The sequence below is a fragment of the Pseudofulvimonas gallinarii genome, from assembly GCF_004343305.1.
Lineage (GTDB): Bacteria > Pseudomonadota > Gammaproteobacteria > Xanthomonadales > UBA2363 > Pseudofulvimonas > Pseudofulvimonas gallinarii.
The window spans coordinates 1-25,483 of the sequence record NZ_SMAF01000031.1 but is presented as its reverse complement, the minus strand read 5'-3'; the positions used below and the strand labels follow the sequence as shown (position 1 = coordinate 25,483).

Sequence of the window (25,483 nt, the reverse complement as noted above, 5' to 3'; positions counted from 1 at the left end):
GTTCGCAATTGCCGACGCCAGTAGCCGAAGCTGGCCAACGACAACGCATGCCGCCGGCAATACGCCGACTGGCTCAGGCCACTGGATTGCCAGGCCGCCATATGGGCCGCCCATCGGGTACGCTTGCTGGGCATGACAGGGCTCCATCGAATTGAGGGTGCCCATCAAACCCCGCTGGCGACCGGGAAAACAGGTGTCGTCGGCAGACGCTTACTACTATTCGACCCCGAAGTGGGGTGTAACGTCTTTTTTAGCGGGCCGTGGCGGGCCGCGTCAATCGGAAAATCTCCAAGGGAATCAATGCCACATGCCGATGTGGGCGGGTTTGCCGTATCGAAAGCTGCCCGTGTTATCCGGCATGGGTGCAGTGTTATGTATTATCACGGCGACGATACGGCCATAACGGGGCGTCCAATCCGCAGGTGGAGCCCCGGCTCTTCGACGAAGCTTCCCGACGCTTGAGCCTGAAACGCTGCACCTCGGGCACCGAACAGCCCGACTTCTTGCTGGACGCCACCGCTCTATCGGAACGCGCCCCCGCGGCATCCACGTGTCGGGTGGTGGTGCGGAGTTGGAACGATCCCAGAGCCTGCAGGCGACACGCTTTCCGTCGCATCCGGCACGAAGATCGCGCCACTGACGGTTTCGCGAGGTGCCGGCAGTCAAATCGCCTTCCGCGCGGTGTCCGCGGTGGGAGAAGCGTCAGATCGCCTTGGAGTACCGCGCCGGCGCAGCCGTGGGCTGGCCGAGGTAGGCGTCGAAGCACATGGCGATGATGCGCATGAGCAGGCGGCCGCGTGCGGTGGCGGTGATGTGTCCGGCGTCGACTTCGACCAGGCCATCGGCCTGCAGCGGCGCCAGGCGCGCCAGGGCGTCGGCGAAGTGCGTGGCGAAGTCGATGTCGAACTTGTCCTCGATGTCGCGGATGTCGAGCGTGCCGTGGCACATCAGGCGCTGGATGATGTCGTTGCGCAGCAGGTCCTCGGCGCTGAGACGCAGGCCGCGCCAGATCGGCAGGCGGCCGGCATCGACGGCTTCTTCCCATTCCGACAGGTCGCGGTGGTGCTGGCTGAAGCTGTCGCCGACGCGGCTGATGGCGCTGACGCCGAGGCCGAGCAGGTCGGTTTCGGCGTGCGTGGTGTAGCCCATGAAGTTGCGGTGCAAGGTTCCGCTGCGCTGCGCGCGCGCCAGTTCGTCCTCGGGCAGCGCGAAGTGGTCCATGCCGATGTAGTCGTAGCCGGCGGCGGTGAGCTTCTCGATGGCGAGCGCCAGCAGCGCCAGCTTGCCGTCGGGGCTGGGCAGGTCGGCGTCGTGGATCTGCTTCTGGGCCTTGAACAGGTCGGGCAGGTGGGCGTAGCCATAGACGGCGAGGCGATCGGGCCGGGCGGCGATCACGGTGTCGAGCGTGCGGCCGAAGCCTTCCAGCGTCTGCCGCGGCAGGCCGTAGATCAGGTCGACGTTGACCGAGCGCATGCCGTGCTGGCGGCAGGCGTCGATGACGGCCATCGTCTGCTCGACGCTTTGCACGCGGTTGACGGCGGTCTGCACGGCGGGATCGAAGTCCTGCACGCCGAGGCTGGCGCGGTTCCAGCCGGTGGCGGCGAGCTCGCCGATGTCGGCGGGGCTGACGAAGCGCGGGTCCAGTTCGATGGAAAAATCGCGGTCGGCGGCGCGACTGAAATGGAACTGCCGGTCCAGGCTCTCGAACAGCTCGGCGAGCTGGCCGGGCGCCAGGAAGTTGGGCGTGCCGCCGCCGAGGTGCAGCTGGATCACGTCACGGTCGCGGTCGAACAGCGGCGCGACCAGCGCCACTTCGCGCAGCAGGCGCGCCAGGTAGATTTCGCCACGGCTGCGGTCGCGGGTGATGATGCGGTTGCAGCCGCAATAGAAGCACGGGCTGGTGCAGTACGGGATGTGCAGGTACAGCGACAGCCGGCGTGGCACGGCGTCGTCGTTGCTGCGCGCGATCTGGGCGCGGAACTGCGTCTCGTCGAAGTCGGGCCGGAATTGCGGTGCCGTCGGGTACGAGGTATAGCGCGGCCCGGGCCGGTCGTAGCGGCGCAGCAGGTCGGCATCGAAGCTGAGGGCGGTGGACATGGCGAGGATACTGCGCGTCGGCCGGCGCGGGCGCCTTGATCCGGATCAATCGCCGGGCGGGTCGTTGCGGGATGCGTTCAGCAGTGCACGGGTGGCCTGCAGGAACGATTCCACCGGGACCGGGCCGCTGGCCTCGCTGCTGGCGCGGCGTCGGCCGTCGGCGTCGAGCAGCACCAGTTCGCTGGTGTGGTTGAACTCGCCATCGGCCAGGGCGCGGTAGCGGACGCCCAGGGCCGCAGCGAGACGGCGCACCGAAGCTGCGTCCGTCCGGACCAGCGACCAGCGGCCGGTATCCAGGCGGCGGCGGTCGCTGATGCGCTTCAGTGCGGCGACGTCGTCGCGGTCCGGGTCGATGCTGACCAGGACGATGCGCAGGCCATCGCGCTCGGATGCGTCCAGCGCGTGTTCGACGCCACGCGCGCTGTCGATGATCAGCGGGCAGATGTAGCGGCAGGAGGTATAGAACATCGCCACCAGCACCGGCTTGCCGCGCAGCGAGGCGAGGGGAAAGTCGCGGCCGTCCTGGTCGGTCAGCGTGACGTCCAGGTGGTACAGCGAATCACCGGGCAGCGGCGTGTTGTCGGCGCCATGCAGGGCGCCACCCAGACACAGCGCGGCCAGGGCGAACAGCATGCGTAGGCTCATGGCCTGGCTCCTTCGATGGACCGCGCGCAGCGGAAGCCGAGATTGCCGGTGACGTCGGCCGCCTGCAGCGACGACAGCATGGCGATGCGCATCAGGACCGCATAGTTCTCGCGGTCGTCGGTGGACAAGGCGCCGGCGCCACAGAACTGCATGACGTCGGGATCGCCCTGCTCGCGGTTGTCGGCCGAGACCAGCATGGCGGCGTGGTCCTCGACCCATTCCCACACCAGGCCGTTGAGGTCGTGGATACCATGGACGGTGGCGGTGCCCTGGGCGATGTCAGGCAATGGCGTGTTCGACGGTCGCGAATACCAGGCGAGGATCGCCTCGCGCCAGGCCGGATCGCTGCGCGCATCCTCGCGCTCGGCATCCGCGGCGGCGGCATATTCCCACTCCGCCCAGGTCGGCAGGCGCGCGCCCTGCGCCCGGCAGTAGGCGTCGGCGGCGAACCAGCTGACCCGCGTCACCGGCTGCGTCCCGCGGACACCGGGACCGAGTTGCACCGGTCCATGCCAGTGTTCCAGGTAGCGGCTTTCGGCGAACACCGCCGGCACGCGACCGCGTTGCCAGGCCGGATCGTGCAGTACGAAGCGCAGGAAGTCGCCGTTGCTGATTGGCGTGCGCATCAGCTCGAACGGCGCGACCTTCACGCCGTCCGCCTGGTCTTCCCAGCGCAGCACCGACGCGAAGGCGGCGTGTCCCGGCAACCGGATCCAGATGTCGGCGTCCGCGGCCAGCGCGGACGTCGACAGCAGTGCGGACAGCAGCAGGGTCCGCGTCTTCATGGCTAGTGCGCCGCGCCTTCCGCGCGCGGTGTGCTGGCGCGGATCTGTTCGACCTTGTCCCGCTGCACCTGCCCACCGCCGTTGTCCCAGGAATTGAGGACGTAGGTGAGGATGTTGGCGATCTCGTCGTCGGTGAGCTGGCTCATCGGCGGCATCACCGAGTTGTAGTCCTCGCCGTTGACCTTGACCGGACCGGTGAGACCGTTGAGGACGACCTTGATCAGCTCTTCGTGACTGTGCGACTTCACCCAGTCCGAGGACGCCACCGGCGGGAACACGCCGGGCAGGCCGGCGCCATTGTCCTGGTGGCAGACCGAGCAGGTGCCGGTGTAGAGCGACTTGCCGGCGGCGATCTGTTCGTCCAGCGTCAGCGTGCCCGAGGCCGCCGAGTCGGCTGCCGTCTGCACCGAAGCCAGGCTGGCCACCTTGTCGCCCAGGTACACCGAATCCACTTCCTTGCCCGAATAGATGGCGAGGTTTTCCGGGCCATCGACGGTGAGGATGCCGAGCGCGCCCTTGTTGAACGCACGGAAGATCGAGTGGTCGACCAGCACGTAGCTGCCCGGCACTTCCAGGTGGAAGTCGGCGATCATCGCGCCACCGGCGGGAATCAGCGTCGTCTGCACGTTCTCCTGGTAGCGCGTGCCGCCCTCGTACCAGACCTTGTCGAAGATCTCGCCGATGACGTGGAAGCTCGACACCAGGTTCGGGCCGCCGTTGCCGACATAGAGGCGCACCGTCTCACCGACGCTGGCGCGCAGCGCGTTGTCGCCGGTCAGCGCCGTTTCGGCGCCGTTGAACAGCACGTAGGTGGCGTTCTCGTCGATGGCCCGCTGCATGTCGAACGGCGCGTAGCCCTTCTCGCGGTACTTGGTCGTGGTGTAGAAGTCGCCCTGCATGACGTAGAACTCCTTGTCCACCGGCGGCAGGCCTTCCGGCGGTTCCACCAGGATCAGGCCGTACATGCCGTTGGCGACATGCATGCCGACCGGCGCCGTCGCGCAGTGGTACACGTACAGGCCCTGGTTGAGCGCCTTGAAGGTGAACTGCGAACTGTGGCCGGGCGCGGTAAAGGTCGAAGAGGCGCCGCCACCCGGACCGGTCACGCCGTGCAGGTCTATGTTGTGCGGCATCTTCGAGTCGGGATGGTTGTGCAGGTGGAACTCGACGGTGTCGCCCTGGCGCACACGGATGAAACTGCCGGGCACGGTGCCACCGAAGGTCCAGAAGGTGTAGTTCACGCCTTCGGCGATCGGCATGTCCTTCTCCACCACCTCCAGGTTGACGATGACCTTGGCAGGGTAATCGCGACCGGTGGGCGGTGGCACTTCCGGCGGACTGGTGAGGATGGCCTCGATCGGCTCGCCCTGCGGCGGGCCGAAGTCACCCTTGCGCGATCCGCCGGTGTCGGCGACGGCATTGGCATGGGCCGCTGCCGCCGCCGGCGGTGTGTCGCTGCGGCAGCCTGTGACGGTGGTTGCAAGGGCAAGAATGGCGGCGATTACCCATTTCCGGTTTGCCATGGTTGTTTTCCTGGAGTCGAAGAAGTCTGGCCGCCACTGTGCGCCCTGCGCACTCCAGACGCCGTGATCTGCATCAGCTTTCGATGAGGGGGCGCCGGCAACGAACGGTGGCGATGGTAACGCGGATTCGCCGCGTCCCCGCATCCCGGGCGCGGGACATTTTTACGCGGGCAACAGATCAGGCAAATCTCAACGCCGACGGTGGCCGCCAGGTGAAGATCCCGGCAGCGTCGGCATGCGCAGCAGCACCACGGTCACCGTCGTGGCGATGCCGACCAGCAGCAACGATAGCGGCATTGGCAAGCCGGACAGCGTGACCGTCAGCACAATGCCCGACCACAGCATGCACAGCGCCAGCACCTTGTTGCCCAGGGCGATGCCGCGCCGGGTCTGCCAGTCGTCCAGCGCCGGTCCGAGAACCGGCATCGCCAGCAGCATGGCGTGGCAACGCTGCGAGGCGCGCGCGAAGCAGGCGGCCGCCAGCAGCGCGAAAGGCGTGGTCGGCAGGATCGGCAGCAGCGCACCGAGCAGCCCCAGTGTCAGGGCAAGCCAGCCGATGACGATCAACAGCCAGCGCATGCCGGAACTCCGTGCCTGCTCAGCCGGCCAGCCATCGCAGCAGGCCCAGCGGATGGTGGCTGCGCGCCACCGAGTACATGAAGCCGAAGCAGGCCAGCGCCGCCAGCCACCAGGCCAGGCGTTTCCCGCGCGCCAGGCCCGGTGCCAATGCGCGGTAGCCAAGGACGATGTAGACCACCAGTGCGACCAGCTTCACCGTCAGCCAGTGGTTGCCGAACAGTGCCGCCGGCAGGATGGCCACCAGCATCAGTGCCGCGGTCAGCAGCACCGTGTCGATGCTCCAGCTCAGCCAGCGCAGCGGATCGGCGCGCGGCCAGCGCATGCCGGCCAGCATGCCGGCACCGCGCAGCGCGAACAGGCCGACGCTGGCCAGCGCGCAGGCAATGTGCACCATCTTGATCTGTGGGTAGAACTCGATCATCGCGGTTTATCCGGGTTTGCCATCGGCACGCGGCCGCAGGTAGATGCCGGCGTTGCGCAGCACCCAGGGCAGGAAGGCGACGATCCAGGCCAGGGCGGCGAAGCTGTGCCAGGCCCAGGTGTCGTTGACGAGTTCGGCGGCGACGCGCATCGCCGCTGCCGCCTGCACCACGGCGAAGGCGAACCAGGCCGTCGCCGACATCGCCAGCGGCCGTCCGGAATGGCCTTGTGTTACCCGCGTCACCATTGCCACCAGCAGCGAACCGAACAGGCCGATGGCCAGCGCATGCACCGGTGCGCGGCCGAGCAGGAAGTCGCCGCTGTAGACGAACAGCAGTGACTGCGCCGTGTACAGCGCGAAGGCCATGGGCAACCAGCACAAGGCGATGAACAGCACGATCAGCAGCCCGGGCAGGCGCACATCGGCCTGGTTCGACACCGGCCAGATGCGCCACAGCCAGTAGCACGACAATGCTGCCAGTGCGAGGTCGGGCAGCCACAGCCAGGCATAGGTGTGCGTCAGCTCCAGCACCAGGTGCACGGCCAGCAGCAGCCAGATCGCCGCCAGCAGCCACATCGGCTTCCAGCCACGGTAGCCGGGCACGATGTTGCCGGCGAAGAACGGCAGCATGCGGTGGACCACGGTGAGATAGATCGGCAGCAGGAAGCCGAGGATGCCCAGCTTCAGCGCCGCGAAACCGAGCAGGCCTTTTGCCGGCGCATGCCACCAGGCGATGAACAGCAACAACCCCACCAGGCCGACCGTCAGCGCCAGCAGGCAGCTCACCGCATGCCAGTCGCGGTGCCGGGCACTGCGCAGCACGCTGCCCAGGCTGAGCAGTCCCGACAGCCAGCCGATGGCGCTGGCGAACAGGCCGACATGCAGCACCTGCGGAATGCCGCACAGCCCGATCAGCGTCAGCGCCTGGCCACCCAGCAGGCCCAGGCCCACCGGCACGTAATGCCAGCGATCGAGCGACGGCTGCCCCAGCCAGCGCGGAAACACCGTCAGCAGGAAACCGAAAATGAAGGGCGTGAACACCTGATAGGACATCACCAGGCCATGGCCCCAGCCGGCCGGCATCGGTGACGGCGGCTGCGGCATCGGCCACAGCTGCCAGCGCAGTGCCACTGTCCACAGCAGCCACCAGGTCATCGCCGCCAGCACATTGAGCGCGCCGACGAAGAACAGCAGGCGGTGCGGCGCCGCCAGCAAGGTGGCAGGCGAGGGCAGCAGCGAGGGTCGGGAAGGGTTCCTGTCCATGGCGCGAAGTGTCGTGCAGCGGCGTCCAGTATGCGTTGATCCAGATCACCCACACCATGCTTGACAGGGATACTTAGGAGTCCTATCGTTCAGCCCATGCTCACCTCCACCCCCATGTCGGCACCGACGCAGCGGCAGCAGGCCGCCCTTGGCCTGGAGCGGCTGGCGGCGCTGGTGCGCGCGCAGTCCTGGCGCAGCGATGGCGCGCCACCGTTGCCACCGACGCAGGCGACCGTGCTGCGCATGCTGGCCGGCAGCGGCGAAGGCTTGCGTGCCGGGCATATCGCCGTGCAACTGGGTGTGTCGGCGGCCAGTCTCAGCGATTCGGTCAAGGTGCTGGTCGAGCGCAAGTGGGTGCGCCGCAGTGCCGATCCGGACGATGGCCGCGCCAGCCTGTTGCGTCTGACCGCCGCCGGCCGCCGTGTGGCGCAGGCGCTGTCCAGCCCGGGGCAGGGCATGGACCGACTGCTTGCCACGCTGCCGGAAGCCGATGTCGGCGCCTTGCTGCGGCTGACGCAGTTGCTGGTGCGCGCGGCGCAGGATCAGGGGCTGGCCAGCGGCCTGCGCACCTGCCTGGGTTGCCGCTTCTTCCGGCCCTATGCCAGCGGCGACCGGCAAAAACCGCATATGTGCGCGCTGGTCGGCCAGCCCTTCGGCGATCCCGACCTGCGTGTGGATTGCCCCGAACACGAACCGGCGCCGGCCGGCCGCGCCAGCGATGACGCGCGTCGCCTCGCCGCAAGCATTCCGTCACCGGAGACAACGGCCGACGGATAACAGAAGGGCGGTGCCCGACTGCAATCGGACACCGCCCGGATTCCCCCCACCACTCCGTTCAAGAGCAAGCAAGAGGAAACCCATTATGCGACATAAAGCCGTGTTCTATCACGCCGGTTGCCCGGTCTGCGTCGAAGCCGAACAGCAACTGGCGCAGGCGCTGGATCCTGCCCGTTACGAGGTGGAGATCGTGCACCTGGGCGATGCCCGCGGGCGCCTGGCCGATGCCGAATCGGCCGGCGTGCGTTCGGTGCCGGCACTGGTCATCGACGGCCAGCCCTTCCACATCAACTTCGGTGCCGCGCTCGCGGACCTGCGCTGAGGAGCGGGCACATGAAAACCACCGTTCCAGCCCTGGTCCTGGTGCTGGCGGCAACGCCGCTGCTGGCGCACGAGGGCCGCACGCACAGTGGCGGCATCAGCGTCGACGCCAGCGAAGCGGTGCGCGCCGACTTCGATATCGTCCACGCGAAGATCAGTACCCGCGGCAACATCGCCACCTTCCACATGGCGGTGTCCGGCAAGGCCGGGCAGTCGCGTCCGGCGGCGACCGGGCAGCTGGCCGGCAGCGATGTGTTCTCCTATGTCTGGCCGACCAGCATCGACCCGTGGGAAGTCGGCTTCGAGCGCGGCAGCGGCATCCTGGCGATGGCGGTGACCGCGCACCCGGACTTCGACGACACGCCGCTGTTCGACGAGAACGGCGATGGCGATCCCGGCAACGACGGCGATCTCTGGCACAGCCACTGGGTCGTGCTCAGCCCCAACCCGGCGTGTGGCGAGGACGCGCTGGCGGTGGTGGACATTCCCGACGGGCCCAAGCCGCGGTTGCCGAAGACCTGGCCGGGCCTGCCGATCCTGATCGACAGCCCGGGCTGGAGTCCACGGCTCGCTGACGAGGTGGTCGAGGTGCGGGTGCCGTTCGACGACATCGGCGTCGTCGAGGCGGCGAGCTTCGACGGCGTCACCGCCGGACTGCGGGTGAACGCCAGCGTGCACGCGCCGCTGCTGTGCGTGGTCGACGTGTTCAAGATCGCTTCCGGCGATCTCGGCCTGCCCGGCAAGCCCAACCGCTGAAACGACATCGGGCCCGTTGCGGGCCCGGTGTCCATCTGAAACGAGGTGAAGGTCCGGCACCGTCAGGGTGCCGGACCTTGGCGGCGCTCAGTCGCGCGGTGCGGCACGGGCACTGGCACCCGACGGCAGCGATTCCGCCGACTCGCGTGCCGGCCACCACAGGCGGATCACGAACCAGGCCAGGGCCAGTGCACCGACGCTGAAGATGGTGTCGCCAGGCACGCGCAACCACACCAGCAGCTGGATGATCGGCTGCTGCATCAGTTCCGCCGAGCGTGCGTACCAGTAGCCGTGCTCCAGCGCAGAGGCCAGCTGGATGATGCCCATCGGCAGCAGGGTCAGCGCCGCCATCAGTGTCAGGCCGATGTTCAACGACCAGAAGCAGGTCTTGAGCACGCCTTCGTTCCACACTGCATGCGGCTTGATGCCGCGCAGGCAGAACAGCATCAGACCGACCCCAAGCATGCCGTAGACGCCGAACAGCGCGGTGTGGCCATGCAGCGGCGTCAGGTTCAGTCCCTGCATGTAGTACAGCGGCAGCGGCGGATTGATCAGGAAGCCGAACAGGCCCGCACCGACCAGGTTCCAGAAGGCGACGGCGACGAAGAACAGGATCGGCCACTTGTAGCGCGCCATCCACGGCGTCGCCTTCTGCATCGACCACTGGTGGTAGGCCTCGAAGCCGATCAGCGCCAGCGGCACCACCTCCAGCGCCGAGAAGCTGGCGCCGATCGCGATCACTGCCGTCGGCGTGCCGCTGAAGTACAGATGGTGCAGTGTGCCGAGCACGCCGCCGGCCATGAAGACAATGGTCGCGAACAGCACGGCAACCGTGGCGAGACTGGCGCGGATGAGCCCCAGCTTGGCGAACAGGAAGGCGATGACCGCGGTGGCGAACACCTCGAAGAAGCCTTCCACCCACAGGTGCACCACCCACCAGCGCCAGTATTCGACCATCGACAGGTGCGTGTGCTCGCCCCACATCAGGCCGGCGCCGTAGAACAGGCCGATGGCGACGGTGGACAGGAACAGCAGCGTGGTGATCGACTTCATCTCGCCGCCCTTGCGGATCGCAGGCACGAGGCAGCGGCCGACCAGGGTCAGCCAGATGCCGAGACCGAGGAACAGGAACCATTGCCAGAAGCGGCCGAGGTCGACGTATTCCCAGCCTTGGTGGCCGAACCAGAAGTTGTTGGCGAGGCCGAGCTTCTGCATCACCGCGAACCACTGCCCGGCGAAGGCGCCGACGACGATGATGAGCAGGCAGACCCACAGCACGTTGACGCCGAGCCGCTGGAAGCGTGGTTCATGGCCGGAGATCGCCGGTCCGATGTACAGGCCCATGCCCAGCCAGGCGGTAGCGATCCACAACACGGCCAGCTGCGTGTGCCAAGTGCGCGTCAGCGAATAGGGCAGCACTTCCGACAGGTTGATGCCGTAGAAATCATGGCCTTCGACCTGGTAGTGCGCGGTGATCGCACCGAGCAGGATCTGCACCAGGAACAGCGCGATCACGACCCAGAAGTACTTGGCACTGGCGCGCATCGACGGCGTGACCTTGATGTCGGCCAGCGGATCGGTGGCGGGCAGCCTGAAGGCGTGGTCCTCGCGATGCGTCGCGTAATACCAGCCGAGCAGGGCGATGCCGGCGATCAGGAACAGCACGCTGAACACCGTCCACAGCAGCAGGTGCGAAGGCGGTTCGTTGCCGACCAGCGGATCGAAGGGCCAGTTGGCGGTGAAGCTGATGTCCTGGCCCGGTCGTTGCGTGACTGCCGACCACGCTGTCCACCAGACGAACGCCGCCAGTTCCTGGCGATGTCCGGCGTCGGGCACGGTGTCGTTCTTCATCGCGTAGCCCTTGCGCAGCTCCAGCAGGGCCGGGTCGCTGCCGAACAGGCTGTTGTAGTGCGCGGCCACCGTGGCGATGGCGGCGGCGCGCTCCGGCGCGATGGTCACGGTGTCGCGATCGGCGTCGAAGGTGTTGACGCGGATCTGCGTGCGCAGGCGTGCCTGCAGGGCCGCCCGTGATTCCTCGTCAAGGGCGGCATGGTCGGCCGCGCCGCGCTCGCGCGCCATCAGGTCCAGCCAGGCGATGGCTTCGCGGTGCAGCCAGTCGGCGGTCCAGTCCGGCGCCACGTAGGCACCGTGACCCCAGATCGAACCGAGTTGCTGGCCACCGATGGACTGCCACACCTGGCGTCCGGTCTCGATGTCGCTGCGCGTGAAGACGACGCGGCCGTCCGTCGTGGTGACGGTCGCGGGTATCGGTGGCATCTGGCGATGGATCTCGCTGCCGACCCAGAGCAGGACGGCGAACGAGGCCGCCAGCAGGACGGCGAGGCCGGCCCAGAGCTTGCGGGTGGACATGGTGCGTGACTCCCGGTGAAAGGTCGCCGGCATGGTCGGCCGGTGTCGGGAGGACTGCACTGATCCATGTCAGCATCGGCGCGACTGGCGCCGACGCGTGCTCGCGTTCGGTTTTCGGCGCTATTCGCGCAGCACGCTGGCGGCGAGCGCAGTGAGCAGGTCGAGATCGAGGATCTCCAGTTCGCGGCGCTCGACGGCGAGGATGCCATCGTTCTGAAGGCGGCGAAGGACGCGGCTGACCGTCTCCGGCGCCAGGCGCAGGTAGTTGCCGATGTCGCTGCGTGTCATCGACAGATGGAAGCGGCGGCCGGACAGGCCACGCGCCGCCAGTCGCCGCGATACCGTCAGCAGGAAGGCCGACACGCGCTCGTCGGCGCTGTAGTCGCCGGCGACCAGGGCGGCCTTGCCGATGTCCTCGCTCAGCAGCCGGAACAGCTGGTGCTGCAGGCCGGGCATGCGCGTGGCGAGCAAGGCCATCTGCGGGAACGAGAAACGGCACAGCGCGACGGTGTCCATGGCCACCGCATTGCAGGGATACCGCGCCGGGTGGATGGCATTCAGGCCGATCACTTCGCCGGGCAGGAAAAAGCCCAGGACATGTTCGTCGCCATGGTTGTCGATGACGTAGGTCTTCACCGTGCCGGCGCGCACGGCGGCAATCGCCGTGAACGGATCGCCTTCGCGGAAGATGACATCGCCTTCGTGGTAGGGACCGACATGCTCGACCAGGCAGTGCAGGTCACCCAGCGCGGCCTTGTCGTAGCCCTGGTCAAGGCAGGCGGCGGAGAAGGCGCAGGTGCTGCAGAAGCGCATTTCATTGCCGTCGTCCGTGGCGGCCGGATTGGGCAGGCTGGCGCCAAGGCGCGGCGAACTCATCATCGATCTCCTGTGCAGGCCGCCGGGCATTTCTGCCCCGGGCCGATCCTCCGCCGCCGCAAGGCAAGGCTGCGGCAATGATACGTGAGGCGTCCACCAGGCAGGAACGCGGTGGCGGGTGTTGCCGTCGGGCCCGGCCGCCGTGGCGCGGATTCCGCCGCGCACGGCGGCCTCCGCCGTTCAGCGGGCACCCCGCTGGACCCGGACGCACGCGGACACCGGCCGGGATTCCACGTCGGGAGGTCGCAGCAAACCGTGCGCCATCGCCGTCCTGGCATCGTCGACCCAAGCCCTACGGCGCGCCTGGCCCGCATTGCCTGGCGGTAGCGGCGGCAACCGCGCACGACGTCGCGTCCGCCGCACCGGACCGGTGGTGGACGAATTGCCGCCGTCGCGTCGCCATGGCAAGGTGCCGGGGTGCGAGGCAAGGGGCGGCCGTGACGGATTCCAGCATTACCACCTTGATCGGCCAGGCCCGCGGCGGTGACCGCGAGGCGTCGGACCGGCTGTTCAGTACGCTGTACAACGAACTGAAACGGCTGGCACGCGGCCAGCTGTCCGGTGGCGATGCGCCCATGCACGCGACCTCGCTGGTCCACGAGGCCTACGAGAAGCTCGCCCGTGGCGCCACGGTTGCGATCAACGACCGCGAGCACTTCTATGCGGTCGCCGCGCGGACCATGCGCCAGATCGTCATCGACCATGTCCGCGCCCGCGATGCCCAGCGTCGGGGAGGTGGCGTGCGCGTGGATTCGCTGGATACGGGTGCGTTGCGGATCGCCGGGGCCGAAGGCGGTCGAGAGGACCTTCTCGCCCTGGACGCCGCGCTCACCCGGCTGGGCGAGCTGGACCCCCAGCTGGCGCGACTGGTCGAACTGCGTTTCTACGGTGGCCTGGAGCTGGCCGAGATCAGTGGCCTGATGGACCGCTCGGAACGGTCACTCAAGCGCGACTGGCGGCGTGCCCGTGCCTTTCTCTATGCCGAACTGGACGATGGCGGGGCGATCACGACCTGAGCGGCCAGCTCGTGTCGTCATGCCCAGGGAACCAGTTTGCCGGACTTCGAGCGAGAGTTATGAACTGTGACGCGGGAAGTGCGGGATACTCCGGCCCCATGAATGCTGCACGGATTTCCCGCCCTGGCGGCCTCATCCGGACTGCGCGGGTGGCGTTCCGAAACCCTTCGTTCGCCCCCGGGCATGGACGCGGCTGGCTGCTGCTTGCCGCACTGCTGCTGTCGCCTGTCATGGCCGTTGCCGCGCCCGGTTGCGATGATCTGCTCACGCGTGCCGACGAACTGAGCAGCCTGCGCGACGTTGATCCGGCACGGGGCGTCGAAGAGGGCCGGCGACTGCTGGAGCAGGCCAGGCGGCAATCGCCGCGCTGCACCCTGGGCGAATCGATGCTGATGGCGGCCATCGGGCGCAACCTGCACATCCTGGGTCGCGTCGATGAGGCGATTCCCCTGCTTCAGGACGCCATGGAGCGCCTGCCCGAGGAGGCGACGACGTCGCAGAGGGCGGGCCTGCACCGCACGCTGGGCGTGTCGCTCGCCGATGCCGGCGAATATGTGGCGGCGCTGGAACATTACCTGGACGCCCTGGCCGATACCGAAGCCAGCGGCGACATCCTTGATGCCGCCAAGTCGGCGGGCAACATCGGCAACCTCTACAACACGCTCAACGAATTCGACCTCGCGAGGGAATACCACCAGAAGGCGCTGGCCGGCTTTTCCGAGGCCGGGTTCCGCGAAGGGGTCGCCGGCACCTACGTCAACCTGGGTGCCGTCGCCCTGAAACTCGCGGCGAGGGCGAGCCAGGCCGGCGATCCGGAGGGCGAGCGGCGGGCGCTGCACGAAGCGCTGGAAAACCAGCGCCAGGCGCTCAGGCTGTTCGTCGACCTGGGCAACGAGCGTGGCGAAGGCCATGCCGAGACGAACATCGCCCATGTCCTGTCCAGCCTGGGCCGGCGCGAGGAAGCGCTGCCCCATTTCGAACGGGCGCTGGCGCTGCATCACCGCATCGGCGACCACCGAGGCGAGCTGAATGCCCGCGTCACCCTCGCCGACATGCTGACCGCGATGGGACGCTACGCCGAGGCGCGCGAGCAGCTGGAACTGGCCGACGGCGTCGCCGAGGACGTACCGCCCGGCGTCGCCCTCCAGCTCGCCGGCGCCTGGGTCACCCTGCACGAAGCGCTGGGCGAATACGCCGAGGCGCTGCGCTGGCACCGCGAGGTGCAGCGTCTGTCAACGGTGCTCGCCGACGAGCAGTACAACGCCCGCGTGCTGGAGTTCCAGGCGCGCTTCGACACCCGCCAGCAGGCCAAGGAAATCGAACTGCTGCGCAGCCAGGCGGCCGTGCAGGAACTGGAGCTGTGGCGCCAGCGCATGATCCTCGGCCTCGCGATCGCTGCGGTGCTGGCGGTGGCCATCCTCGTGGGCGTCCTCTACAGCCGTCTGCGCCTTGGCCAGCGCGTCGCGCGCGAACTTGAACGGGCCGCGTGCACCGATCCGCTCACGGGCCTGGCCAACCGGCGGCACATGGTGGACCGCATCGAGCGTGCGGCGCGCGCGGTGGAAGCAGGCGGCGACAGTTTCGCGGTGATCATGATCGACATCGATCGCTTCAAGGCGATCAACGACCGCCACGGGCACGGCGTTGGCGACCAGGTGTTGCAGGAAGTGGGGCGGCGGCTCGGCAGTCGCCTGCGCCATGCCGATCTTCTGGCGCGCTGGGGTGGCGAGGAATTCCTGGTCCTGTTGCCGGGAACCGACCTGGAAGGCGGCCAGGTCGTCGCCGAGAATCTCCGCAACGCGGTGTCGGCGACGCCCATGCAGACGCCGTCGGGCCGGCTTCAGCTCAGCATCAGCCTGGGCGTGTGCGCACATGCCGCCGGCATGGGCGTCGACGAATGCATCAGTCGCGCCGACCAGGCCATGTACGCGGCCAAGCGCAGCGGCGGCAACGGCGTCGGCGACACGGATCCCGATGCCGACCTGGTGGCGGCGCCGTCGACCTGACGACCGGCGGCCGCTGCCGTCGTGCTGCCGGGCGGCGGCATTGCCGGTGCACAGGGGTGCGCGATGCTGCCATGATGGACCGCACCAGCCAGGGGAGCCGACATGTCCGTTCACGAGGTCTATCCGTACCTGTGCGTCACCGACACCGCCGCAGCCATCGATTTCTATGCGCGTGCCTTTTCGGCCCGCGAGAAGTTTAGGCTGGTCGAGCCTTCGGGCCGGATCGGCCACGCCGAGATCGAGCTGGGCGGCGTGACACTGATGCTGTGCGACGAATTTCCCGAGTACGGCATCCGCGCACCGCAGCCCGGCACGGGTACGCCGTTGTCGATCCACCTGCATGTCGATGACGCCGATGCGCTGATCGCCCGTGCCGTCGAGGCCGGGGCGACACTGGAACGGCCTGCGGCCGATGCCTTCTACGGCGAGCGTTCGGGCAGCGTCATCGATCCGTTCGGGCATCGCTGGCTGATCGGGCACAGCATCGAGGAGGTGTCGCCCGAGGAAATGCAGCGGCGCTATACCGCCCTGTTCAACGAAGACGGAAAGCAGTGAGCCCCGGGTGTTTGGTATCGGCGGCATGCAGGGCAAGGCAGCCCCCGGCCCGGCATCCGTTCGGCCGAGTCAGCGCAGCAGTGCCAGCGCGTGCGCGCGCGTGCTGGCGGTGAGCGCCGCCAGGTCATAGCCGCCTTCCAGCATCGAGACGATCCTGCCGCCTGAATGCCGGTCGGCGATGGCCACCAGTTCGCCGGTCAGCCAGCCGAATTCGGCCTCGTCGAGCTTCAGGCCGGCCAGCGGATCGTCGCGGTGCGCATCGAAACCGGCCGACACCAGCAGCAGCTGCGGCCGGAAGGCATCGACGCGTGGCAGCAGGCGCGACCGCCAGGCGTCGCGGAACGCTTCGCCGTCGGCGCCCGCTGGCAGCGCTGCGTTGACGATGGTGTCGTGCGGTCCGTTTTCCGCGTCGCGCCCGCTGCCCGGATAGAGCGGCCACTGGTGGCTGGAGGCAACCAGCACGCGGGCATCGTTCCAGAAGACGGCCTGGCTGCCGTTGCCATGGTGGACGTCGAAATCGCAGATGGCGACGCGCTGCAGTCCATGGACATCCAGCGCACGCGCCGCCGCGATGGCGATGTTGTTGAACAGGCAGAAGCCCATCGCCGTCGCCCGCGTGGCGTGGTGACCCGGCGGTCGCACCGCGCAGAAGGCGCGGCTTCGCGGTCCGGACATCACATGGTCGACGGCCGCAACGGCGGCTCCGGCGGCACGCAGCGCCGCCTCCAGCGAGCCTTCCGCCATCGCGGTATCGGGATCGAGTTGCCGGTACTGGCCGGTTCCGCCGGCGGCGAAGACGCGATCGACATGCGCGCGGTCATGGGCGTGCAACAGGTCGTCGCGCATGGCGCGCGGCGCCTCGTGCAGCGCGCAGTGCGTCAGACCCGGCGAGTCGAAAGCGGCGAGGACGGCGGCCAGGCGCGCGGGCTGCTCGGGATGGCCGGGTACCGGATCATGGCCGGCACAGGCCGGATGGGTGAAGACAACGAGACTGGCCGGCTGCGACGTCGATGTCATCGCCGGCCCGGATGCGATGCGGTCATCGGATGGACGCGGCGCGCGTGCATCGCATCGGCCTCGTCGTGGCGGTGCGGCTCAGGCCTGCGGCTTGCGGCGGTGCTCGTTCTTCCAGAGCACTTCGCCGGCGCCCGCCTCGCGCGCGAGCACGCGGGCGATGACGAACAGCAGGTCGGACAGGCGGTTGAGATAGCGGATGCACTGCGGTCGAACCACCTCGACCCGCGACAGGGCCACCAGGCCGCGTTCGGCGCGCCGGCAGACGGTGCGCGCCAGATGGCAGGCGGCTGCTGCATGGCCACCACCGGGCAGGATGAAATCCTTCAGCGGCGGCAGGTGTTCGTTGAAGCCGTCGAGCAGGTCCTCCAGGCGCGTGATGTCGCCGTCGAACACCAGTTCGGTGCCCGGCGGCAGGCACAGCTCGCCGCCGAGATCGAACAGGTCGTGCTGGACCTGCGTCAGGGCCGCGGCCACCGCGTCCGGAATGGCATGCGCGAGGACCATGCCGATGCCACTGTTGAGTTCATCAACCGTGCCATAGGCATCGACGCGCAGGCTGTCCTTGCCGGTGCGGCGGCCGTCACCGAGCCCGGTGCTGCCATCGTCGCCGGTGCGCGTGTAGATCTTCGAAAGGCGGTTGCCCATCCCTGGCGGCTCAGGCCGCGCTGGCCTGGCGCAGTGCCGGCCAGCGGCGGCGCAGGATCTCGTAGCCACCGAACAGTACGGCCGACCAGAACAGTGCGCCAAGCAGCGTCCACTGGAAGAACGGAATCGCCGCGACGTAGCACGGCAGCAGGCCGGTGGCGCAGGCGCTGTGACCGGGCACGGCGGATGCGGTCAGCCAGACGGCGAAGTTGGTCACCACGAAGAAGATCACGGCGCCGGCCAGTGACCCGCCCATGACGCGGCCGCCGGTGACCCGGCCACGCAAGGCGAAGCCGGCGACCGAGCACAGCAGGATGCAGGCATAGACGGCGATGTGCGCCGCCGAGAACAGGTGTTCGGCATACAGGCCACCACGCAGCGCGCCCAGCACCAGGTCGGACAGCACCATGGCCGCGATCGGCACGATGATCGCCAGGTGGCGGCGGGCGAACCAGGCACCGGCGAACAGCGCCATCGATTCGATCGGCGTGAAGTTCGGCGGGTGCGGCAGCAGGCGGGCGAGGGCGGCCAGCACGATCATGCCGGTGACGGTTGCGGTGCGCGGGTTGAACAGGCGCTGGGCCAGGGTCATGGGTGATCTCCAAACAAGCCGGCCTCGAAGTGCGAGGCATTCCAATAGCATAGCTCAAAGCGCCCGCGCCGCCGCCGCATCGCCGACACATGCGCGTGATCCATGCGCAGCAGCAGCGCGTGCTGCAGCGGAATCGAAAGCGCGTGGCAGGCCAGTGCGCGCAGCGGGCCGGCATGGCTGGCGACCAGCAGCAGGTCGTCATCGCCGGCGCTGGCGACGGTTTCATCCAGCCATCCACCGCAGCGCTGCGCCATCTGCGCGAACGATTCACCGCCGGGCGGTGCCTGTCCCGACCAGTCCGCCAGCCATTGCTGCAAGCCGTGGTCGCCGCGGCCGTGCAGCAGCGACCAGGGCTCGCCGTCCCAGTCGCCGAAGTCCTGCTCGTCGAGGCGGGCATCGACCTGCGGCAGGCGTCCGAAGCGGCGCGCGAACGAGACCAGTGCTGCGTAGCTGCGCTGCCTCGACGAGGCCACGAGCAGCGTCGGCGCCGGGTAGGTCCAGGCCGAGGCGAGTGTCTCCATCTGCTGCCGGCCGGATGCCGACAACGGTACTTCGCTGCGGCCGATGCAGCGTCCCCCGCTGCCAGCGGTGTCACCGTGATAGAGCAGGACCAGTCGCCTGCCGTCGCCGTCGCCCGCTACCGATGGAATGCAGGATGGCCGGAGTATCATCCAGCGCATGGAACCTGACCACACCGGCGTACTCATCATCGGGGGCGGACTGGTCGGCACCAGTGTCGCCCTGGCCCTGGACCGTGCCGGCGTCGACTGTACGCTGGTCGAGACGCGCACGCCCACGCTGGCGCTGGCCGATCCGGATCGCGAGCGCTACCTGGCGCTGTCCGCGGCCACGGTCAACGGGCTGGATGCGCTGGGCGTATGGACGGCACTGCGCGGCAATGCCGCCCCGATCACCGGCGTCCACATCAGCCGCCGCGGTGGATTCGGCCGCACGCTGCTGCGCGCCGCCGACCACGGCGTGCAACGCTTCGGTGCGCTGGTGCCGGCGACTCGGCTGGGCCTGGCCCTGGAGACCGCGGTGGCGCAGGCCGGTGGCGTGCACCGCATCCTGCCGGCGCAAGTGACAGGCGTCGACATGGCCGGGGGCGACGCCCTGGTCACCGTGCGCGAAGGCGACCGCCAGCGTGTGCTGCGTGCCGGTATCGTGGTCGGCGCCGACGGTGCCGACTCGTGGCTGCGAGGCCAGCTGGGTTTGCCCGTCGAGCGCGGGGACTATGGTCAGGATGCGCTGGTGCTCAGCGCCGCGACCACGCGCGCGCACGAGGGCGTCGCCTACGAGCGTTTCCTTGATGACGGCGCCATCGCGGTACTGCCGCTGGAGGGCCGTCGGGTCGCCCTGGTCTGGACGCTGTCGCGCGAGCAGGCGGCGCGTATCGAGGCGTTGGACGACGGCGCGCGCCTGGCGGAGTTCCAGCGCGCGTTCGGCCATCGACTGGGACGCCTGCAGGCACCGGGGCGGCTGTTCCGTTATCCGCTTCATCGGGTGTTCGTGCCGCGGACCGTCGCCGGTCGAGCCGTGCTGGTCGGCAATGCGGCGCAATCGCTGCACCCCATTGCCGCCCAGGGTTTCAACCTCGGTTTCCGCGATGCGCTGGTACTGGTCGAGGAGCTGCTTGCCGCGCGCCGCGCGGGCGAAGACGCAGGCACTGCGCTGTTGCGCCACCAGGCGCGCAGGCAGCCGGATCGCCGCCGCATCGCTGGCTTGAGCCACGCGCTTGCACGCTGGCCGTCGGTGCGCGCCCCTGGCATGGGCGTGCTGCGCAGCCTGGGCTTCGGCGTGCTCAACGGCAGCGCCGGCCTGCGCTCTTCGCTGGTTCTCGCGACGATGGGCCATGGCGCCCGGTCGCCGCTGGACAGCCTGCACGAGGCCGCGGCATGACCGCGCGCCTGGATGTCGAGATCGCCGTCGTCGGTGCCGGTCCGGCCGGCCAGGCGATGGCGCTGGCGCTGGCCGATTCCGGTTTCAGCGTCGCACTGGTGGATGCCGGCGGCGCGGCAGCCGCGGCGTCACGCTCCGACCTTCGCGTGTTCGCGCTCTCGCTGGCCTCGATGCGCCTGCTGGCTTCACTTGGGGCCTGGCCGCCGCCGCAGGCCGAGCGGGTGCAGGCCTACCGGCACATGCACGTCTGGCAGGACGATTTTTCCGCCGCGCTGCATTTCGATGCTGGCGAGCAGGGATGGCCGCAGCTGGGCTGCATCGTCGAGCATGGCGTCCTGCAGTACGCACTGGCACGACAGCTGGAGCGATACGACCGATTGCAGTGCCACTGGCAACGGCGCGTCGTGCAGTTGGGTCACGACGCCGACGCGGTGCTGCTCGGCCTCGACAATGGCGAGCAGGTGCGCGCGCGCCTTGCCGTCGCCGCCGATGGCGGCGCCTCGCCGCTGCGGCAGCTGGCCGGCCTGGCCGTGGATCGCCGTCCCTACGGACAGAGCGGCCTGGTGGCGAACCTGCGTTGCGAACGTCCGCACGGCGACACTGCCTGGCAGCGGTTCCTTCCCGACGGCCCGCTTGCCCTGTTGCCATTGGCTGGCCTCGATGAAGGTCACGGTTTTGCCGCCGGTCATGCCTGTTCGATCGTCTGGACGCTGCCCGAGGCCGAGGCGGAGCGCATGCGGATCGTGCCGCCCGACGAATTCGGGCGCGAGCTTGAAAACGCATCCCAGGGCCTCCTCGGCCGGCTTTCGCTGCAGGGCGCGCGGGCTGTATTTCCGCTGGCACGACAACTGGCGGCACGCTATCACCACGGCCGGGTGGTGCTGGTGGCCGACGCCGCGCATGTTGTGCATCCCCTGGCCGGGCAGGGCCTGAACCTCGGGTTCCTCGATGTCGCCGCCCTGTCGCAGGTACTCTGCGAAGCCCGCCGGCGCGGCCTTGATCCCGCACAGCCGGCGGTCCTGGCGCGTTACGCGCGCTGGCGACAGGGCGACAATGCCATGGCCGCCCGCGCATTCAGCGCCATCGGCGCGATGTACCGCAGCCGGTTTCCGGGCTTGCCGTCACTGCGTGATGCCGGCCACCGGCTTGCCGGCGCCCTGCCGCCGTTGCGGCGACAGCTGGTCATGCATGCCGCCGGGCTGGCCGGCCGCGTGCCGGATCGCTGTCGCAAAGCCCCGGCCAGCGCGGGTTGATCGACCCGGCAGGCCGCCGCGTCTTCAGGGCGTGCCGTCCTGGCCGAAGGCCATGACGAAATTCACCTGCGTCTGCGACTGGATGTAGTTCGGATTGACCTTGCGCACGTGCTCGATGGCGAGCTCCGGCGACATGCCTTGGTGGGCGATCAGGAAACACGCCAGCATCAGCCCGGTGCGTCCCAGTCCGCCACGGCAGTGGAACACCAGGTTGCGTCCGCGCTGCACTTCGACATCGAGGTCGGCGAGAACGCGCCGGCAGGCCTCGACATCGGGCGCCTGCATGTCGTCGATCGGGAACCAGACGATGTCGATGCCACCCGGATCGACGTCACCGAGTTTCAGTGGCGCTTCGGTCAACGTCACCAGCACGTCGACGCCGAGTGCTTCGACGGCCGCGAGGTCGCCCTCGAGATCGCCGAACAGGCCCGGCTGGTGCATGCCACCCAGTCGTCCGGGAATCACCCAGCGGAAACCCAGTTCGCGGTCGGTGGCCGGCGGCGCGTGCGGCGCCGGTTCCGGTTCGACGACGTCCTCTTCGGCGACGTCCGCGTGGGTGATACGGGACGCCGGCCAGGCGCTGCCGGACAGCAGGAACTCACGCGCCAGCTCCGAGGCCGGCTGCTCGAAAAAGCGGTCCGCCGGCGCGACCTCGACCAGCATGCCGCCGGTGATGAAGACGACCCAGTCGGCAACGCGACGCACCTGGTTCTTGTTGTGCGACACCATGATCACGGTCAGGCGCCCGCGCAGCTCGTAAAGCAGCTCCAGCATCCAGTCCTCGTCCGCCATGGCGACATCGCTGAGCGGCTCGTCCAGCAGCAGTACCTCGGGCTGGTCCAGCAATGCCCGGAACAGCAGTCCGGCGCGATGGATGGCCAGCGAGCACTCGCCGACATCGCGGTCCAGGCAGTGCATGAAATGCCGGCTGGCCTGGAAGCCTGCCAGCAACTGTTCGAGTCGGGCATTGGCGACTTCGTCGTTCGGCTGGTTGGCGAGGATGTTCTCGCGCAACGTCCGCTTGTAAAGGCGCGCCTTCTGCGGAATCAGCTGGATCGGTTCGGAGGCATGCGTGCCGGCGGAAGGGCCAGCTGCACGATGCAGGCGGATCGAACCATCCGACCAGCTCGACGGTACGAGCGCATCCAGGCCGACCAGGTGCCGGACCAGCGTGGATTTCCCGGCAGCCACCGGACCCACCAGCGCGGTGACCGCATTGCGCCGGATGGCGAGGTAATCGACGTGCAACACTTCCGCGTGGCCATAGCCGACGCGAAGGCCCTCGATCTCGAGGGCCACGTCCTGCATGGACGTCACAGCAGGGCCTTGATCGATTCAGCGGCCTGCTTGCTCCGGACCAGGAGCTGTCCGAGATTGACCATGCGGTCGGCGAGAACACCGATGAAAAGTACGTCGTCGGTATCGCCAACGGTCACGAGGGAGAGGATCTGCTTGCCCGTGCGGACAATGACGTCATCGAGGCGGCCTTCCGGATGAAGGTCGCCCGAGATCGATTTGCCAAGGCCGAGCAGCGAGCCTGCCATCGGCAGGCTCGCGGCAACGGTGTCCTTGTCGTACTTGCCCGCCATGTCGATCAGGTGGCCGTCGCAGGTGGCGAGGAAAGCGCATAGCGACCGGGGCAGGTCGTGGATGCATTCGCTCAGCAGCGCACGGACGTCCCTGATGACGTCGGAGGAGCTTTCGTTGGTCACACTTTACCCTGGGTGGCGATTTCGCGCGTCTTCATCAGGGCGAGGCCAAGGTTGGTGTCGATGCGGCAGATGACCACAGCGACCACGCTCTCGTTCGATTCCAGACGCGCAAAGATATGGAGGAGGTTGCGCGAGGACACGATGATCTCACGGAAATAGTGGCCGGTATAGGCGTCACCGCGGATCTTCTTGAAGGTGTTCTCGATTCCGAGAACCGTGTCACCTTCGAACATGTCCTTGGTGGCGGCGGCCACCATGTCGAGGACGGCCTGCGGATGCGAGTCCACGGTCTTCACGGACAGCAGCATGCCCGTTCCCATATCGACGATGCCCGCGGCGATGGCCTTCGGTACGTTGGTCAGCATTGCCTGGACGATCAGGTCGGCGCTCATAGGTAAAACTCCCTGGCTTGAATAATGGCTTGGTAATCAAAGGTGCACTCAGGCGGTCGCGACCGCTCGGGTGCTCAATCCCGACACTGCCGTCAGTGCACGCAACACACTGCCGCGATTGCGGGGGTCCAACGGAACAACGGGTGCCCTTTTGCCGAGCAATGCCGTCAGCGCCGCGTGGAAGTTTTTCGGAACCCTCCCTTCGTCGATATGGGTCAGCCCGACGATGAGGGGCCGACCACGGCTGTCGCCGAAGCCTTCGAGGTAGTCCAGGTACTGCACGATGTCGCCCAGGGGATCCGGGCTGCTCATGTCCATCAGGAGGATCGCGGCATCGGCGCTCTTCCGGGTGTTCTCGATCATGTGCGCGAAGCGCAACTGGCCGGGCGTGCCGAACATGCGCATGTTCAGGTCGCCGAGCGGGCATTCGCCGTAGTCGATAGAAATGGTCGTGCGCGCCTTCATCGTCGCCACGTCGTCAGTGGCCGAGGCTTCGGTGGTGCGCGCGGGAATCGTCGAGGCCGTGAGGATGGCGGTCGTCTTGCCCGAAGCCGGCGGACCCACGAACAGGACGTTGAATGGCGCCTTCTCCTTGCGCAGGCCGAAGCGTTCCAGGAACCCGGACACCCGGCCGCGGTCGGGCGCGGCCTGTTCGACGGCGCGACGCGGCTGCTGGCTGGCGCGGCCGAGCAGCGACGCGACCCAGCTCTTGCGCGGATTGATCGCCTGCGAATCGGCGACGACGACATGGCTGCCGGCCTGGTTCAGTGCGCGCGTCACGGATTCTTCCGTCAGCGGCCAGTCCAGCTCGACCACCGTCCGGTTGCCGGCAGCGTTCACCAGCTCGATGTAGCCATCGCTGCTGTTCTCGCGCGGCGGCACGATGCGGCAATGCGACTCGTCATCGACGTCGCTGATGCGCCAGGCGTGGAGCAGGCGGGACTGCGCCAGCACGGTCGCGCAGCGCAGCTTGGTGCGGTCACGCTGGGCGAGGGCTGACACGGAAACCACGACCTGTTTGGACCTGGCGGGTGCCGGACGGATCTCGCGGACCTCCACCGGCGCCCGCTTCAGGGTATGCGACAGACCGGCGGCGCGGTTCAGTGCAACAAAGCCACCTGATGCCTGCGTATGCATTGCCACTCACTCCAACTGCGATGGGAACGGTGGCGTATGGTGTGGCGTGCATCACGTTTCCAAGCTGAATCCGGTCGCGTAAACCGGCCGCGTAACAATTGTTAACGACACTGTCATTCGATTTCATGCTAGGTACCTGGAGGCTTTCATTCGCTCACATTCGGTCACGCAAACTGCCCCGGTGGAGCAGCTCAGGCGACGACGGCCTCCTGCGACGACGACGTGCGGGCGGCACCGGTGAGCACCTGCAGCGCACGCCGCATGCTCGCGGGGTTGCGCGGATCGAGCGGGACGGTCGGCACGCGCCGGCCGAGGGCCTCGCACAGGTCGCGGTGGAAGTGCTTGGGCAGCTGGCCGGTATCGACATGGGTCAGTCCGACCATCACCGGGCGGCCCTGCTCGATGTGGGTCGCGATCAATGCGGCATAGCGCTGCACGTCTTCCAGCGGATTCGGGCTGGACAGGTCGGCCAGCAGGATCACGGCGTCGCAGCTGGCCAGGGTCTGGTTGATCATGTACGCGAAGCGCAGCTGGCCGGGCGTGCCGAACATGCGCAGGAGGTAGCCGCCGAGTTCGCATTCGCCGTAGTCGATCGAAATGGTCGTCCGCGATTTCAACGTGCCGACATCGTCGGTGGCAGCCGCTTCCGTCGTGCGTGAGGGGATGGTCGATGCCGTGGTGATCGCGGTTGTCTTGCCCGAACCCGGCGGACCGGCGAACAGGATGTTCATGGTTGGCGTCGAGGCGATGATGTTTTGCCTCCAAGTTCCCTTGGACCCGCTCGTCCCGGATTTGTGTGAGTCCGCTCCGGGTCAGGCGGCTTGCCGCAACTGTGCATCCTGGTGC

Annotated in this window: 27 protein-coding genes; 8 read left to right on the top strand and 19 right to left on the bottom strand. The window is 68.1% G+C overall.

The features are described 5' to 3' along the window. The 8 genes from tnpA to EDC25_RS13720 form a co-directional block, all read right to left on the bottom strand. Positions 1-134: IS66 family insertion sequence element accessory protein TnpA (tnpA, locus tag EDC25_RS15190; RefSeq protein ID WP_425599503.1), on the bottom strand; the 134-nt coding region annotated here is incomplete at its 3' end. A gap of 568 nt (positions 135-702) precedes the next feature. Further along, on the bottom strand, positions 703-2,097 hold the full coding sequence (hemN, locus tag EDC25_RS13750) for an oxygen-independent coproporphyrinogen III oxidase (RefSeq protein ID WP_123521553.1): 1,395 nt from the start codon (positions 2,095-2,097) through the stop codon (positions 703-705). Between the two features lie 45 nt (positions 2,098-2,142). Next, entirely contained in the window at positions 2,143-2,742 is a 600-nt protein-coding gene (locus EDC25_RS13745; RefSeq protein ID WP_123521554.1) for an SCO family protein, read from the bottom strand. Then, on the bottom strand, positions 2,739-3,527 hold the full coding sequence (locus tag EDC25_RS13740) for a formylglycine-generating enzyme family protein (RefSeq protein WP_123521555.1): 789 nt from the start codon (positions 3,525-3,527) through the stop codon (positions 2,739-2,741). The genes EDC25_RS13745 and EDC25_RS13740 overlap by 4 nt, the downstream gene beginning before the upstream one ends. Positions 3,528-3,529: 2 nt before the next feature. Next, positions 3,530-5,050 (bottom strand): copper-containing nitrite reductase, encoded by a 1,521-nt coding sequence (gene nirK, locus EDC25_RS13735; RefSeq protein WP_123521556.1) that lies wholly within the window; start codon positions 5,048-5,050, stop codon positions 3,530-3,532. 189 nt (positions 5,051-5,239) lie between these two features. Then, on the bottom strand, positions 5,240-5,629 hold the full coding sequence (locus EDC25_RS13730; RefSeq protein ID WP_123521557.1) for a DUF454 family protein: 390 nt from the start codon (positions 5,627-5,629) through the stop codon (positions 5,240-5,242). Positions 5,630-5,648: 19 nt separating this feature from the next. Beyond that, positions 5,649-6,050 (bottom strand): SirB2 family protein, encoded by a 402-nt coding sequence (locus tag EDC25_RS13725; RefSeq protein ID WP_123521558.1) that lies wholly within the window; start codon positions 6,048-6,050, stop codon positions 5,649-5,651. 6 nt (positions 6,051-6,056) lie between these two features. Then, positions 6,057-7,313: an NnrS family protein gene (locus EDC25_RS13720; RefSeq protein WP_123521559.1), complete on the bottom strand. Its 1,257-nt coding sequence runs from the start codon at positions 7,311-7,313 to the stop codon at positions 6,057-6,059. Positions 7,314-7,409: 96 nt separating this feature from the next. Here EDC25_RS13720 and EDC25_RS13715 point away from each other — a divergent pair, with 96 nt between their 5' ends. The 3 genes from EDC25_RS13715 (at position 7,410) to EDC25_RS13705 (ending at position 9,167) form a co-directional block, all read left to right on the top strand. Then, positions 7,410-8,090 carry a MarR family winged helix-turn-helix transcriptional regulator gene (locus EDC25_RS13715; RefSeq protein ID WP_123521560.1) on the top strand — a complete coding sequence of 227 codons (681 nt, stop codon included), beginning with the start codon at positions 7,410-7,412 and terminating at the stop codon, positions 8,088-8,090. A gap of 85 nt (positions 8,091-8,175) precedes the next feature. Beyond that, a complete protein-coding gene (locus tag EDC25_RS13710) occupies positions 8,176-8,412 on the top strand; it encodes a thioredoxin family protein (protein ID WP_123521561.1) in 237 nt (78 codons plus the stop codon). Positions 8,413-8,423: 11 nt separating this feature from the next. Then, entirely contained in the window at positions 8,424-9,167 is a 744-nt protein-coding gene (locus EDC25_RS13705) for a hypothetical protein (protein ID WP_123521562.1), read from the top strand. An 87-nt stretch (positions 9,168-9,254) separates the two neighbouring features. Here the strand turns inward: EDC25_RS13705 and EDC25_RS13700 are convergent, their stop codons facing one another. Next, positions 9,255-11,537: a nitric-oxide reductase large subunit gene (locus tag EDC25_RS13700; RefSeq protein WP_123521563.1), complete on the bottom strand. Its 2,283-nt coding sequence runs from the start codon at positions 11,535-11,537 to the stop codon at positions 9,255-9,257. Positions 11,538-11,657: 120 nt separating this feature from the next. Further along, positions 11,658-12,413, bottom strand: coding sequence for a helix-turn-helix domain-containing protein (locus EDC25_RS13695; RefSeq protein ID WP_123521564.1), 756 nt, complete (start codon positions 12,411-12,413; stop codon positions 11,658-11,660). A 401-nt stretch (positions 12,414-12,814) separates the two neighbouring features. Between EDC25_RS13695 and EDC25_RS13690 the strand changes: the two genes are divergently transcribed. The 3 genes from EDC25_RS13690 (at position 12,815) to EDC25_RS13680 (ending at position 15,990) form a co-directional block, all read left to right on the top strand. Next, positions 12,815-13,429 (top strand): ECF-type sigma factor, encoded by a 615-nt coding sequence (locus tag EDC25_RS13690; protein WP_123521565.1) that lies wholly within the window; start codon positions 12,815-12,817, stop codon positions 13,427-13,429. Positions 13,430-13,578: 149 nt separating this feature from the next. Continuing rightward, positions 13,579-15,435, top strand: a complete 1,857-nt coding sequence (locus tag EDC25_RS13685) for a diguanylate cyclase (protein ID WP_165910916.1) — start codon at positions 13,579-13,581, stop codon at positions 15,433-15,435. A 102-nt stretch (positions 15,436-15,537) separates the two neighbouring features. Then, on the top strand, positions 15,538-15,990 hold the full coding sequence (locus tag EDC25_RS13680) for a VOC family protein (RefSeq protein ID WP_123521568.1): 453 nt from the start codon (positions 15,538-15,540) through the stop codon (positions 15,988-15,990). Positions 15,991-16,059: 69 nt separating this feature from the next. On the opposite strand, the gene EDC25_RS13675 is transcribed toward EDC25_RS13680, so the two are convergent. From EDC25_RS13675 to EDC25_RS13660, 4 genes are all read right to left on the bottom strand, one after another. Continuing rightward, positions 16,060-17,007, bottom strand: coding sequence for a histone deacetylase family protein (locus EDC25_RS13675; RefSeq protein ID WP_123521569.1), 948 nt, complete (start codon positions 17,005-17,007; stop codon positions 16,060-16,062). Positions 17,008-17,085: 78 nt separating this feature from the next. Beyond that, positions 17,086-17,652 (bottom strand): cob(I)yrinic acid a,c-diamide adenosyltransferase, encoded by a 567-nt coding sequence (locus EDC25_RS13670; RefSeq protein ID WP_123521570.1) that lies wholly within the window; start codon positions 17,650-17,652, stop codon positions 17,086-17,088. A gap of 10 nt (positions 17,653-17,662) precedes the next feature. Continuing rightward, positions 17,663-18,244 carry a DUF6580 family putative transport protein gene (locus EDC25_RS13665; RefSeq protein WP_123521571.1) on the bottom strand — a complete coding sequence of 194 codons (582 nt, stop codon included), beginning with the start codon at positions 18,242-18,244 and terminating at the stop codon, positions 17,663-17,665. Continuing rightward, positions 18,241-18,915, bottom strand: coding sequence for a histidine phosphatase family protein (locus tag EDC25_RS13660; protein WP_164483983.1), 675 nt, complete (start codon positions 18,913-18,915; stop codon positions 18,241-18,243). The genes EDC25_RS13665 and EDC25_RS13660 overlap by 4 nt, the downstream gene beginning before the upstream one ends. A gap of 7 nt (positions 18,916-18,922) precedes the next feature. Between EDC25_RS13660 and EDC25_RS13655 the strand changes: the two genes are divergently transcribed. Beyond that, entirely contained in the window at positions 18,923-20,143 is a 1,221-nt protein-coding gene (locus tag EDC25_RS13655) for an FAD-dependent monooxygenase (protein ID WP_164483984.1), read from the top strand. Beyond that, the gene (locus tag EDC25_RS13650) at positions 20,140-21,396 is read left to right on the top strand and encodes a UbiH/UbiF/VisC/COQ6 family ubiquinone biosynthesis hydroxylase (protein WP_123521573.1); all 1,257 of its coding nucleotides are present in this window, start codon (positions 20,140-20,142) and stop codon (positions 21,394-21,396) included. Before EDC25_RS13655 ends, EDC25_RS13650 begins: the two co-directional genes overlap by 4 nt. Before the next feature lie 24 nt (positions 21,397-21,420). Here EDC25_RS13650 and EDC25_RS13645 read toward each other — a convergent pair whose 3' ends face one another. The 5 genes from EDC25_RS13645 to EDC25_RS13625 form a co-directional block, all read right to left on the bottom strand. Then, positions 21,421-22,704, bottom strand: a complete 1,284-nt coding sequence (locus EDC25_RS13645) for a phosphatase domain-containing protein (protein ID WP_132577688.1) — start codon at positions 22,702-22,704, stop codon at positions 21,421-21,423. A gap of 5 nt (positions 22,705-22,709) precedes the next feature. Next, positions 22,710-23,108 (bottom strand): roadblock/LC7 domain-containing protein, encoded by a 399-nt coding sequence (locus tag EDC25_RS13640; RefSeq protein WP_123521576.1) that lies wholly within the window; start codon positions 23,106-23,108, stop codon positions 22,710-22,712. After that, complete coding sequence (locus tag EDC25_RS13635; protein ID WP_123521577.1) at positions 23,105-23,500, bottom strand: hypothetical protein; 396 nt, start codon at positions 23,498-23,500, stop codon at positions 23,105-23,107. The genes EDC25_RS13640 and EDC25_RS13635 overlap by 4 nt, the downstream gene beginning before the upstream one ends. A 48-nt stretch (positions 23,501-23,548) precedes the next feature. Next, entirely contained in the window at positions 23,549-24,637 is a 1,089-nt protein-coding gene (locus EDC25_RS13630; RefSeq protein ID WP_123521578.1) for a GTP-binding protein, read from the bottom strand. 191 nt (positions 24,638-24,828) lie between these two features. Further along, the gene (locus tag EDC25_RS13625) at positions 24,829-25,368 is read right to left on the bottom strand and encodes a hypothetical protein (protein WP_123521579.1); all 540 of its coding nucleotides are present in this window, start codon (positions 25,366-25,368) and stop codon (positions 24,829-24,831) included. Positions 25,369-25,483: the final 115 nt, after the last annotated feature.